A 12,990-nucleotide genomic window follows, 5' to 3' on the forward strand; every position below is an offset into this window, starting at 1 on the left:
GATGCTGTGGCACTCACGAGTGGCCTCCGGGCTGGCTTGCGTTCACGGGGGCGGTTGGTGCGGGATCGGTATGCCCGGCGTCTTCGAACGTGGCCGTGACGGTCGGCCGGATGATGTCGATGAGCGGCTTCGGGTAGACACCGAGAGCGACGATCAGGGCAACCACCGGTGCAACCACGATCTTCTCCCGGACGCTGAGGTCGAGCACCCCACGAGCATCCTCATGTACCAGCGGACCTGTCATCGTCCGCTGGTAGAGGTAGAGGATGTAGATCGCGGCGAGCACGATGCCGCAGGTGGCCACGATGGCCAGTGCCCGGTACTGGGTGAACGTCCCGACCAGCACCAGGAACTCGCTGACGAAGCTGTTCAGGCCGGGCAGTGCCAACGACGACAAACCCGCGACGAGGAAGACACCGGCCAGTATCGGTGTGACCTGCGCCATGCCGCCGTAGGCACCCACGTCCCGGCTACCGCGCCGGGCCACCAGGAAGCCGACGACGAGGAAGAGCAGGCCCGTCGAGAGCCCGTGGTTGACCATGTAGAGGACGGCGCCGGTCCCCGCCTGCGACGTCAACGCGAAGGTTCCCATCGCGATGAAGCCGAAGTGGGCCAGCGAGGTGTACGCCACCAGGCGTTTCATGTCCCGCTGGCCGATGGCGAGCAGCGCGCCGTAGAAGATTCCGATCACCGCCAGCGCGAGCACCATGGGCGCGAAGTAGGACGAGGCGTCCGGGAACAGCGGGATGCAGTACCGGATCAGCCCGAAGGTCCCGACCTTGTCCAGGACGCCCACCAGCAGGATCGCGCCGCCTGTCGGCGACTGCGCACCCGCGTCCGGCAGCCACGTGTGGAAGGGGAACAGCGGTGCCTTGATGGCGAAGGCAATGAAAAAGCCCAGGAAGAGCAGCTTCTGGACACCAGGTGTGATGTCCATCTGGCGGAGGGTGGCGAAGTCGAAGGTGCCGGTGCCGAGCTGATCGGCTGAGACAACGTACAGACCGATCACCGCGGCGAGCATGAGCAGCCCACCGAACAGGCTGTACAGCAGGAACTTCACTGCCGCGTAGGATCGCTGCGCCTGCTCCTTCGCCAGCCCGTAGCTCCCGATCAGGAAGTACATCGGGATCAGCATCGCCTCGAAGAAGACGTAGAACAGGAAGACGTCGGTGGCGGCGAACACACCGATCATCCCCGCCTCGAGCGCGAGCAACAGGGCGAAGAACGCCGGGACGCTACGCCTGCCCGCAACGGACGTACCCGGCTGGCCGGCGTCGCTGACCTCGTCCCAGGAGGCGAGGACGACGACCGGCACCAGCAGCGTCGCGAGCAGGATCAGCACCAGCGAGATCCCGTCGGCTCCCACCGAGTAGGACACGCCGAACTGCTTGATCCAGGAATACTTCTGAGCGAACTGGAACCCGGCCCGCGACGGCTCGTACGCGATGGTCGCGAGCAGCGCCAGCACGAACTCGACGAGCGTGACCGCCAGAGTGATCTGCTTGGCCAGCGTGCCCAGCCCCCGCGGAACGGCCGCGACGACGACCGCCGCGGCAGCCGGGAGAACGAGCAGGAATGTCAACCACGGAAAACTGTTCACGTCATCCGACCCTTGCCACCAGCACCGCCGCAACCACGAGGACGGCACCTCCCAACATCGATAGCGCATAGGAGCGGACGAACCCGGTCTGGGCGCGGCGCAGCCGTCCGGACAGACCGCCGATCCCGGCGGCGGTGCCACGGACCACCCCGTCCACCCCGACCGTGTCCAGCCACACCAGGAAGCGGGTGAGGTACTGACCCGGGCGCATGAACACGGTCTCGTTGAACGTGTTGGCATAAAGATCGTGCCGCGCGGCCACGGTGACCAGCCCGACCTCGGAGTCGGGGCGGGCGACGGCATCCACCGGACGGAGCTGGTAGCGCAGATAGGCACCGGCGAAGCCCCCGGCGGCAACCAGCAGGGTCAGTGCGGTGAGGACTGCCGGGGAGATCGTGTGGACGCCTTCCTCGACGCTCTCACCGAGCACCGGTGACAGCCAGTGCTGCATGGAACCTCCAAGGACGAACAGCCCACCGGCGAACACCGAGCCCACAGCCAATACCGTCATCGGCCCGGTCATCACACTCGGGGACTCGTGGGGATGCTTGGCCTGCAGGCCCGAGGTCGACCAGCGGCGTTCACCGTGGAAGGTCATGAAGAACAGCCGAGTCATGTAGAAGGCGGTGATACCCGCGCCGAGCAGCGCGATCGACCCCAGCAGGTATCCACTGGTACCGCCCTTGTCGAAGGCCGCCTCGATAATCTTGTCCTTGGTGAAGAAGCCTGACAGCGGGGGCAGGCCGATGATGGCCAGATAGCCGAGGCCGAAAGTGACCCAGGTGATCGGCATCAACCGCCACAGACCACCGTATCTTCGCATGTCCTGCTCGTCGTCCATCGCATGGATCACCGAGCCGGATCCGAGGAACAGACCGGCCTTGAAGAACCCATGCGCCAGCAGGTGCATGATGCCGAGCGCGTAACCCGCCGGGCCGAGACCCACCGCAAGGAACATGTACCCGATCTGGCTCACCGTCGAGTAGGCGAGGACCTTCTTGATGTCGTCGTAGGCACAGCCGATGACACAGCCGATCAGGATCGTGACGGCGCCGATGATGACGACCACCGTCCGGGCGGCCTGGGTTTCGGTGAAGATCGGGCTGGCGCGGGCGATGAGATAGACCCCGGCAGTCACCATGGTGGCGGCGTGGATGAGCGCGGAAATCGGGGTCGGGCCCTCCATCGCGTCCGGCAACCACGCCTGCAGCGGAAACTGGCCGGACTTTCCGCAGGCGCCGAGCAGCAGCAGCAGGGCGATCGCGGTCAACGTGCCGTAACCGATGACATCGGCCGCGGCGGCTCCGAACACCGAGTCGTAGTTCGTGCTGCCCACCGTGGCGAACATCAGCATGATGGCCAGGGCAAGCCCCACGTCGCCGACCCGGTTCATGTAGAAGGCCTTGTTGCCCGCGGTTGCCGCGGCCGGCTTGTACTCCCAGAACTTGATCAGAAGGTAGGACGAGAGCCCGACCAGTTCCCAGCCCGCGTACAGGACGAGGAAGTTGTCACCGAGGACGAGCAGCAGCATGGACGCCAGGAACAGGTTCATGTAGGCGAAGAACCTGCGCCGTCCGGGATCATGCGCCATGTAACCGATCGAGTAAACATGGATCAGCGTCCCCACACCGGTGATCAGCAGAACGAAGACCGCTGACAACTGGTCGAACAGCAGACCGGCGTCCGCCTGGAAGCCGTTGACCGGAATCCAGGAGAACAGGTGCTGGGCGACCGCCCGGTCCTCACCGCCACGGCCGCGCAGCGCGAAGAACAGCACCAGCCCCAGGACGAAACTCGCGGCGGAGGTCGCGGTACCCAGCAGATGACCCCAGCGGTCCGTACGGCGCCCGCCCAGCAGCAGGATCGCCGCCCCCGCCAGCGGCAGCACCAACAGCAGCCACATCGCCGAGAACGAGCCGCCGGCCGTCGCGTATCCCACCTCATGCGGCATGGCGTACCTCGTCATCGAGCAGATGGTCGTCGGATGCACGGCCATCGGATGCCCTACCGCCGGATGCATCGACACTACATGCAACGACACGGTGTGCATGGCCATGGGGTATATGCGTCACTGCACTCATCGTCCGTTCTGCCGTGACCGGAGTTCCGGTCACCACGTCTCACCGGCGACTGGCGGCGGTGAGATCACCACCGGTGGTATCCGAAGAACTGGCTGTTTCCCTCGGGCCTCCGGCGATGCGCCGCACATGATCGCATCGCCTTTGGCCGTGTCACTGACGATGGCCTCCGGCGATGCGCCGCACATGATCGCATCGCCTTTGGCCGGCTAGTACTTGAGTAGGTTCACGTCGTCCACCGAGGCGGAGCGGCGAGTTCGGAAGATCGTAAGAATGATTGCCAGGCCGATGACCACCTCGGCGGCGGCCACCACCATCACGAAGAAGGCGATGATCTGACCGTCCAGGGTTCCGTTGATCCTGGAGAAGGTGACCAGGGTCAGGTTCGCCGCGTTCAGCATCAACTCGATGCACATGAAGACGACAATGGCGTTGCGACGCAGCAGGACGCCGACCGCACCGATCGTGAACAGCAGCCCGGCCAGGATCAGATAGTTTGCGGGATTCACCGGTTCGTCCCCTTCCCGGCCCCGACCGGGTGCGGATTCTTGTCGTCCTGCGCGCCGGAACCGTTGTCACCTTCGACGTCCGCGGGCTCGGCGCCCACACCGGAGTCGGGAAAACCGCCGCCGTACGGCGGTGTCTCCCCGGGCCCAGCAGAACCGCCGGGCAGTTCCGATGGAACCGATGGAACCCCGGCGGCCTGGGGCCGGGCATACACCGCGGGCCCGGGGATCGGGGTGACCCGGCCGCCCGCGGCAAACCGCCGCCGCAGCATCTCCTTCTGCGTCACCTTGCCGTCGACCCGTTCGCGGTGCCCGAGAATCATGGCCCCGACCGCGGCTATGATGAGCAGCGCGGAAACGATTTCGAACGCGAGTACGTAGTCGGTGAACAACAGGCGGGCAATCGCCTGGATGTTGCCGCCGTCATTGGCGGCCGTGAGCCCGGCGGCGGTGGTGCCTTCGATCACCCCACCGATCGGGAACACCAGCAGCCCGGCGAACCCGATCCCCAGGACGATCGCGGTCACCCGTTGGCCCCGCAGGGTCTCCACCAGGGAGTCGGAGGAGTCCACCCCGACCAGCATGAGCACGAACAGGAACAACACCATGATTGCCCCGGTGTACACGATGATCTGTACGAAACCGAGGAACGGTGCATCCTGGAGCAGGTAGAAGACGGCCAGGCAGAAAAGGTTCACGACGAGCAGCAGGGCCCCGTGCACGGCATTGCGGGCAAGTACCATACCCAGCGCGGCGAGCACCGCCACCGGGGCGAGAACCCAGAATGTCGCGGCCTCGCCGGTGGACGTCCGGGTGAACTCCCCCGCCGCCTGGACCAGGATCTGCGTGCTCATCGGACCGGCTCCGGTTCGGTGTCCCGATCGGCCACGTCGACAAAACCGGAGGCGTCGAAGGGACCCGTGCGGTTCGGGTCGAACCTGTAATAGTCCGTCTCGCTGTCACCGAGGAACAGCGGATGCGGTGGCGCCGTCATCCCGTCGCCCAGCGGGGCGAGCAGCTGCTCCTTGGTGAAGATGAGGTCGGAGCGGCTGTCGTCGGCGAGCTCGTAGTCGTTGGTCATGGTCAGCGCCCGGGTCGGGCATGCCTCGATGCACAGGCCGCACAGGATGCAGCGCAGATAGTTGATCTGGTAGACGCGTCCGTAGCGTTCTCCGGGAGAATAGCGCTCCTCGTCGGTGTTGTCCGCGCCTTCCACGTAGATCGCATCAGCCGGACAGGCCCACGCGCACAGCTCGCACCCGACGCACTTCTCCAGCCCGTCGGGATGCCGATTGAGCTGGTGCCGGCCGTGGAAGCGGGGCGCGGTCTCCTTCTTCTCCTCCGGATACTGCTCGGTCGTCGGCTTCTTGAACATGGTCGAGAAGGTGACACCGAATCCCTTGTACGGGTCGAGAATCCCCATGGCTCAGCTCTCCTGCCGCGGTCCACCCGCGACGATGACGGTGGCGGACGACGGTCGGTTCGGACCGGTGGCGGGTGACGGTCGGTTGGCCGCGCTGGCAGGCGGCGGCCACGGGATCCGGTCCAGACTGGGCGCGTTGCTTATACGCTCCCGCTCGGCGGCCTCCAGACGTTCCTGGTGTCTGCGCGCACCGGGATCGATGATCGTGATAATGAGCAGGATGCCGGTGGCGATTCCGAAACCGATCAGCCACGGCGTCCGGTCGGTCACGTTCTCCCGGTAGACCTTGAAGGTCGCCACCGCGAGCAGCCAGACCAGCCCGACCGGAATCAGGACCTTCCAGCCGAACGCCATGAACTGGTCGTACCGCAGCCGGGGCAATGTACCGCGCAGCCAGATGAAGACGAACAGGAACACCAGCAGTTTCAACACGAACCAGATCACCGGGAACCAGCCCGTGTCGAAGTGCGAGAGGAACGGGATCGGCGGCGGCTGCCATCCGCCGAGGAACAACGTCGTCGCCACCGCGGACACAGTCACGGTGTTGATGTACTCGGCGAGGAAGAAGAACGCGAACTTGATCGAACTGTATTCGGTGTGGAAACCGCCGACCAGCTCGCCTTCGGCTTCGGGCAGGTCGAACGGCGTCCGGTTCGTCTCGCCCACCATCGCGATGCAGTAAATGATGAAGGACGGCACCAGCACGATGTTCCACCAGTGGCTCTGGCCCTCGACAATGCCTGACGTGGACAGCGTCCCCGAGTTGAGGAAGACCGCGACGAAGGACAATCCCATCGCGACCTCGTAGGAGATGATCTGGGCTGCCGAACGCAACGATCCCAGCAGCGGGTAGGTCGACCCGCTCGCCCAGCCCGACAGGATCAGCCCGTACACACCCAGCGACGACGCGGCCAGCACGAACAGGACCGACACCGGCAGGTCCGCGAGCTGCAGGGTGGTGTGCTCACCGAAGATGGAGACCTCGGGCCCGAACGGGATCACCGCGAACGCGAGGAACGCCGGGATCGCCGAGACGATAGGGGCGAGGATGAAAACCGGCCGGTCGGCGAGAACCGGGATGATGTCCTCTTTGAGCATGAGCTTCACGCCGTCGGCAAGGCTTTGCAGCCAGCCCTTGGGACCGTGCCGGTTCGGGCCGACGCGCTGCTGCATCCGGGCCACGACCTTGCGTTCGAACACGATCGCAAAAAGCGTCGTGAGCAGCAGGAAGGCGAAGACGGCCACGGCCTTGAGCAGGATCAGCCAGAACGGGTCGTCACCGAAGACGGACAGGTCCGGGTCACCGGCGCTGGCCGCCAGCGCCGGTGCGAACGAGGGTGCGTAGCTCATGACCGGCCTTCCGAGGTCCGCCCACCGGCGGCGTCGACGAGATCGCGGCCGCCGCCCGGAGCGCGGACAGCCACGCTGACATTCACCACTTCGCCGGCACGCCCGGTGAGCGAAGCACGGACATGGGAGCCGGGTGAGAAGGTCGGCAGCCACACCACCCGGTCCGGCATTGAAACGATCTCCAGAGGAAGGGTGACGGTTCCGCGACCAGTGGTGACGCTGACGGGCTCGCCGTCGACAGCGCCGATCTCACCGGCTGTCACCGCGGACAGCCTGGCCCTGGGTGGGCGGGCTGTGCCGGCGAGGTAGGGCTCGCCGTCCTGCATCCGGCCATCGTCGATCAGCTGGTGCCAGCTGGCGAGCACCGCCTGGCCCGACGCCGGTTCGGGCAGCGCGGGTGGCTCGGCCGACGGCGCGGGAGCGCGGTTGACCTCGGCACCGGCACGGCCGAACCTCGACAGTTCGCGGGTGGCCGCTCCGGGGTCATCGACGCCCAGGGCAATCCCCATCCCGGCGGCCACCATGTGCAGCACCCGCAGGTCCGGCAGTGCCGGGGTGTCCAGGGCCCGCTGGAACGCGCGCAGGCGCCCTTCCCAGTTCACGAAGGATCCCGCTTTCTCCGCCACCGGCGCGACCGGCAGGACCACGTCGGCGACCTCGGAGACCGCGGACCTGCGCACCTCCAGGGACACGCAGAACGGCACCGACCCGATCGTGTCCAGGGCGGCAGCCGGGTCGGGCAGGTCCCGGACGTCCACCCCGGCGACGACAAGCCCGTCGAGCTCACCAGCGGCCGCGGCGGCGAGGATGGCCGCGGTGTCCCTGCCGGGCTCGGCCGGCAGGGCGGCACCCCAGACCTCCTCGGCCTCGGCGCGGGCCACCGGGTCCGCCACCGGGCGCCCGCCCGGCAACAGCGAGGGCAGGGCACCGGCTGCGAGCGCGCCACGCTCCCCGGCCCGGCGCGGCACCCAGGCCAGGCGCGCGCCGGTCGCCTCGGCCAGCCGCAGCGCCGCGGTCAGCGTCCCGGGAGCCTGCGCGGCACGTTCCCCCACGAGGATCACCGCCCCGGGGGTCCGCAGCGCGGTGGCGACCGGCGACTCGGCCCCGTCCCCGTTCACGTCCAGCAGAGCGGACAGGGCGGCGGCTTCGGCGCCGGGGACGACCGGCAGCAGCGTTCCAGAGATCTTCGCCAGCCCGCGGGTGGCCAGCGGCGCGAGTGAGAAAACCGCCGTGCCCTGCTTGGTCGCGCCCTTGCGCAGCCGCAGGAAGATCGTCGGCGCCTCCTCCTCGGGCTCAAGCGCGACCAGCAGGACGCCGGGCGCGGTCTCAAGGTCCGCGTGGGTCACCCCGATGCCGGTGCCGGCGACCGCGTGGGCCAGGAACGCCTCCTCCTCGGCCGAGTGCGGCCGGGCCCGGAAGTCCACGTCGTTGGTGTGCAGGGCGAGCCGGGCGAACTTGGCGTAGGCGTAGGCGTCCTCGCGGGTGAGCCGGCCGCCGGCCAGGACGCCGACACCGTGGCGGTCCCGGCACTCCGCCAGCCCTCGGGCGGCGAAAGCGAGCGCCTCGGTCCACGACGCCTCGACCAGCTCCCCGGTGGAGTCGTCACGGATCAGCGGTGTGCGCAACCGGTCGGCGCCGCCCGCGTAGGTGAAGGCGAACCGGCCCTTGTCACAGTTCCACTCCTCGTTGACGGCCGGGTCCTCGGCGGCGAGCCGACGCATCACCTTGCCGCGGCGGTGGTCGGTCCGCAGTGCGCATCCGCCCGCGCAGTGCTCGCAGGCGGTCGGGGTGGACACGAGGTCGAACGGACGGGCCCGGAAGCGGTACGCCGCGCTGGTGAGCGCCCCCACCGGGCAGATCTGCACGGTGTTGCCGGAGAAGTAGGACTGGAACGGCTCGTTCTCGCTGACCGCGACCTGCTCGTTGGAGCCACGCTCGAACAGCTCGATGAAGGGGTCGCCGGCGATCTGCGCGGAGAACCGGGTGCAGCGCGCGCAGAGCACGCAGCGTTCCCGGTCGAGCAGGATTTCGGTGGAGATGGCAACCGGCTTCGGGAACGTCCGCTTGGGCTCCCGGAACCGGGAGACGGACCCGCCGTTGGCCATCGACTGGTTCTGCAGCGGGCACTCGCCGCCCTTGTCGCAAATCGGGCAGTCCAACGGATGGTTGAGCAGCAGGAACTCCAGCGTTCCCGCCTGCGCCTTCTTCGCGACAGGTGAGGTGAGCTGGGTGCGTACGACCATGTCGGCCGTGACCGTCGTCGTGCAGGAGGCGACCGGCTTACGCTGGCCCTCGACCTCGACGATGCACTGCCGGCAGGCGCCGACGGGATCGAGCAGCGGATGGTCGCAGAACCGCGGGATCTCGATCCCGAGAAGCTCGGCCGCCCGGATGATCAACGTCCCCTTCGGGACGCTCACCGCGATGCCGTCGATGGTCAGGGTGACAAGATCCAACGGCACGGGCTCGGCCGGGGGCTGCGAGGCGCTGCTCTTCGACACGGTTGTCATAGTGATCAGTGAGCTCCCGCGAAGGCGTCCGGCGTACCGGCGACGCTGTCGGTGGCGGCGGAGTCTGCGTCGCCGGTGCGGCCGGCGGCGGTCGGGCCGGTGGAGATCAGCCCCCCCGTCGGGTCGGTGGGCGCAGCTGGGACGAACTCGTCCCGGAAGAACTTGATCCCGGAGACGATCGGCGAGGTCGCACCGTCGGCAAGCGCGCAGAAGGCCCGACCGAAGATGTTGTCGCAGGCGTCGACGAGGGTGTCGACGTCCTCGGCGTCACCGTCGCCGCGTTCGAGCCGGGAAAGGATCTGGACCATCCACGTGGTGCCCTCGCGGCACGGTGTGCACTTGCCGCAGGACTCGTGCGCGTAGAACTGGGTGAGCCGCCGGACGACCTTGAGCATGTCCACGGTTTCATCCATGATCATGATGGCGGCCGTACCGAGCAGGGAACCGGCCTCGGCGACGCCCTCGAAGTCCAGCGGGACGTCGAGATGGTCCGCGGTGAGCATCGGCGTCGAGGAACCGCCGGGTGTCCACGCCTTGAGCCGCCGTCCCCCGCGGATGCCACCGGCCATCTCCAGCAGCTCGGCAAGGGTGGTCCCCATCGGGGCCTCGTACTGCCCCGGGCGGGTCACGTGCCCGGACAGGCTGTAGATCTTCGGCCCCGGCGAACGCTCCCGGCCCATCGACCGGAACCACTCGACCCCGTGCCGGATGATGAAGGGCACGGTGGCAATGGTCTCGACGTTGTTGACCACGGTCGGGGACGCGTAGAGCCCGTGTGTCGCCGGGAACGGCGGGCGCAGCCGGGGCTGGCCGCGGCGGCCCTCCAGCGAGTCGAGCAGCGCCGTCTCCTCGCCGCAGATGTAGGCACCGGCACCGGAGTGGACGACCAGGTCCAGGTCGAAGCCGCTGCCGAGGATGTCGCGGCCCAGGTAACCGGCCTGGTACGCCTCGGCGACCGCGGCGCGCAGCCGGCGTCCGCAGTGCACCAGCTCCCCGCGCAGGTAGATGAAGGCGCGGTGGGCCCGGACCGCGTAGGAGGCGATGACGATGCCCTCCACCAGCGAATGGGGGTCGGCCATCATCAGCGGCGCGTCCTTGCAGGTGCCGGGCTCGCCTTCGTCCGCGTTGATGACCAGGTAGTGCGGTTTGTCGTCGCCCTGCGGGATGAAGCTCCACTTCATGCCGGTGGGGAAGCCCGCGCCACCGCGGCCCCGCAGCCCGGAGTCCTTGACAATCTTGATGATGTCGTCCGGGCTCATCGCGAGGGCCTGGCGCAGCGCCTGGTAGCCGTCGGTGCGCTCGTAGACGGCGAGCGTCCAGGACTCGGGGGTGTTCCACCGTCCGGTGAGGACCGGGGTAACCGGCATGATCAGCTCCCCTTCGTCGGATCGTCGGTCTGCGGGGTGGCGCCCGGGACGCCGTCGACGGGGGCTCCGTCGACCGGAACACCGTCGCTGGAGACAGCAGCCTCGGCGAGTGCGTCCGCGACCAACAACCCGGCCACGGACGGTTCGCCCACGCCTGGGCCGGCAACCGCCTCGGGCCGCGGGTCGGGGAGACCGGCGAGCTGCTGTGACGCCTCGGCGAACGTGCACAACGGCGCACCCCGGGTCGGGGCCGGTCGCTCGCCGCGCCGCAGCGCGTCCACGATCTCGCTCGCGGACTCCGGGTCCACCTGGTCGAAGAACTCGTAGTTGACGGTCATCACGGGCGCGTAGTCACACGCCGCCAGGCACTCGGCATGCTCGAGGGTGATCGTGCCGTCCGGTGTGGTCTGGTCGTGCCCGACCCCGAGACGCTGCGAGAGGCGGGCGTAGACCTCCTCGCCGCCGAGCAGCGCGCAGGAAAGGTTGGTGCACACCGACACCAGCCAGTCGCCGACGGGCCGGCGCTTGTACATCGTGTAGAAGGTCGCGACCGCGCTCACCTCCGCCTGGGTGATACCGAGTACGGAGGCGCAGAACTCCACACCCTCGGATGTGACACAGCCGTCCTCGGCCTGCACGAGGTGCAGCATGGGCAGCAGTGCCGACCGGGAGCGGCCGGGTGGGTACCGCGCGATGATGTCCGCCGCGGCGGCGCGGGTCTGTTCGGTGAGCGGCACTACCGGTCAACTCCCCCCAGGACTGGGTCGACGGAGGCCACGCCGACGATCACGTCGGCGACCTGCCCGCCTTCGGTCATTGCCGGGACCGCCTGCAGGTTGACAAAGCTGGGTTCCCGGACGTGGACGCGATACGGCCTGGTGCCGCCGTCGCTGACCACGTGGTAGGCCAGCTCCCCCCGAGGCGACTCCACGGCCGTGTACACCTGCCCGGCCGGCACCCGGAAGCCCTCGGTGACCAGCTTGAAGTGATGGATCAGGGCCTCCATCGAGGTACCCATGATCTTGCGGATGTGGTCGAGGGAGTTACCCATCCCGTCGGTGCCGATCGACAGCTGCGCCGGCCAGGCGATCTTCTTGTCCGCGACCATCACCGGGCCGGGCTTCAACCGGTCGAGGCACTGTTCAACGATCTTCAATGACTCGCCCATCTCCTCCAGCCGCACAAGATAACGGGCGTAGGAGTCGGCATCCAGCGAGGTTGGGACGTCGAACTCGTAGGTCTCGTAGCCGCAGTACGGCATGGTCTTGCGCAGGTCCCACTCGAGCCCGGCCGCACGCAGCACCGGGCCGGTCACGCCGAGTGCGATGCAGCTGGCCGCGTCGATGTAGTTGACGTCGACCATGCGCCCCTTCCAAATCGGCTGCCCCGACAACAGAGCGTGATATTCTTTGATCCTTTTGGGCATGTCGAGGAGAAACGCCCGGATGTCGGGTACGACGCCGTCGGGAAGATCCTGGGCCAGCCCACCGGGGCGGACATAGGCGTGGTTCATCCGCAGGCCAGTGATCGTTTCCAGGAGATCGAGGATCTTCTCCCGCTCACGGAAGCCGAAGATCATCCCTGTGGTGGCCCCGATCTCCATGGCTCCGGTGGCGAGCCACACCAGGTGCGAGGCGATCCGCTGCAGTTCCATCACCAACACACGGATGATCGTGGCCCGCTCGGGGATCTCATCGGTCACGCCAAGTAGTTTTTCCACCGCCAGGCAGTAGGCCGTCTCGTTGAACAGCGGCGCGAGATAGTCGGCGCGGGTGAGGAATGTGACCGCCTGTGTCCAGGTGCGGAACTCACAGCTCTTCTCGATCCCGGTGTGCAGGTAACCGATGACGACCTGGGTCCGGGTGACCGTCTCACCCTCGATCTCCAGGACGAGGCGCAGCACCCCGTGCGTGGACGGGTGCTGGGGACCCATGTTGACGGTGAGGCGCTCGGAATAGTCCTCGCCGCCCAGCACCTGCTCCCAGTCGCCGCCGGTGACCGTGTAGACCCGTCCCCCCGCCGACTCGGTGAAACCGGCTTCGTAGGCGTCGCCGTACGCGGGAACGTCGTCGACCGGTGGTCCGGCGGATGCCCTGGACCCTGCCGGAGCAGTGAATGCGGCTGACGTGTCGGACGTTTGAGTCATAACGAACCTC

General features: G+C 67.7%; 10 protein-coding genes. All 10 read right to left on the reverse strand.

All coding sequences use genetic code 11. The features are described from left to right. Positions 1-13 precede the first annotated feature (13 nt). A complete protein-coding gene (locus CV1CTNOD_RS21040) occupies positions 14-1,600 on the reverse strand; it encodes an NADH-quinone oxidoreductase subunit M (protein WP_131787701.1) in 1,587 nt (528 codons plus the stop codon). A gap of 1 nt (position 1,601) precedes the next feature. Further along, positions 1,602-3,551, reverse strand: a complete 1,950-nt coding sequence (gene nuoL / locus CV1CTNOD_RS21045) for an NADH-quinone oxidoreductase subunit L (protein ID WP_242606888.1) — start codon at positions 3,549-3,551, stop codon at positions 1,602-1,604. 336 nt (positions 3,552-3,887) lie between these two features. Continuing rightward, positions 3,888-4,187, reverse strand: a complete 300-nt coding sequence (gene nuoK, locus CV1CTNOD_RS21050; protein ID WP_131768564.1) for an NADH-quinone oxidoreductase subunit NuoK — start codon at positions 4,185-4,187, stop codon at positions 3,888-3,890. Then, a complete protein-coding gene (locus CV1CTNOD_RS21055) occupies positions 4,184-5,038 on the reverse strand; it encodes an NADH-quinone oxidoreductase subunit J (RefSeq protein WP_242606889.1) in 855 nt (284 codons plus the stop codon). Before CV1CTNOD_RS21055 ends, nuoK begins: the two co-directional genes overlap by 4 nt. Next, positions 5,035-5,607, reverse strand: a complete 573-nt coding sequence (gene nuoI, locus CV1CTNOD_RS21060) for an NADH-quinone oxidoreductase subunit NuoI (RefSeq protein WP_131787702.1) — start codon at positions 5,605-5,607, stop codon at positions 5,035-5,037. The genes CV1CTNOD_RS21055 and nuoI overlap by 4 nt, the downstream gene beginning before the upstream one ends. Positions 5,608-5,610: 3 nt before the next feature. Next, on the reverse strand, positions 5,611-6,957 hold the full coding sequence (nuoH, locus tag CV1CTNOD_RS21065) for an NADH-quinone oxidoreductase subunit NuoH (RefSeq protein ID WP_131787703.1): 1,347 nt from the start codon (positions 6,955-6,957) through the stop codon (positions 5,611-5,613). Continuing rightward, on the reverse strand, positions 6,954-9,467 hold the full coding sequence (locus CV1CTNOD_RS21070) for an NADH-quinone oxidoreductase subunit G (protein ID WP_131787704.1): 2,514 nt from the start codon (positions 9,465-9,467) through the stop codon (positions 6,954-6,956). The genes nuoH and CV1CTNOD_RS21070 overlap by 4 nt, the downstream gene beginning before the upstream one ends. Before the next feature lie 5 nt (positions 9,468-9,472). Further along, entirely contained in the window at positions 9,473-10,834 is a 1,362-nt protein-coding gene (nuoF, locus tag CV1CTNOD_RS21075; protein ID WP_131787705.1) for an NADH-quinone oxidoreductase subunit NuoF, read from the reverse strand. Positions 10,835-10,836: 2 nt separating this feature from the next. Further along, positions 10,837-11,571, reverse strand: a complete 735-nt coding sequence (nuoE, locus tag CV1CTNOD_RS21080) for an NADH-quinone oxidoreductase subunit NuoE (protein ID WP_242606890.1) — start codon at positions 11,569-11,571, stop codon at positions 10,837-10,839. Continuing rightward, positions 11,571-12,980: an NADH-quinone oxidoreductase subunit D gene (locus CV1CTNOD_RS21085; protein ID WP_131787706.1), complete on the reverse strand. Its 1,410-nt coding sequence runs from the start codon at positions 12,978-12,980 to the stop codon at positions 11,571-11,573. The genes nuoE and CV1CTNOD_RS21085 overlap by 1 nt, the downstream gene beginning before the upstream one ends. Between the last annotated feature and the right edge of the window lie 10 nt (positions 12,981-12,990).

The organism is Protofrankia symbiont of Coriaria ruscifolia, assembly GCF_900634745.1.
In the GTDB taxonomy this organism is placed as follows: Bacteria; Actinomycetota; Actinomycetes; order Frankiales; family Frankiaceae; genus Protofrankia; species Protofrankia californiensis.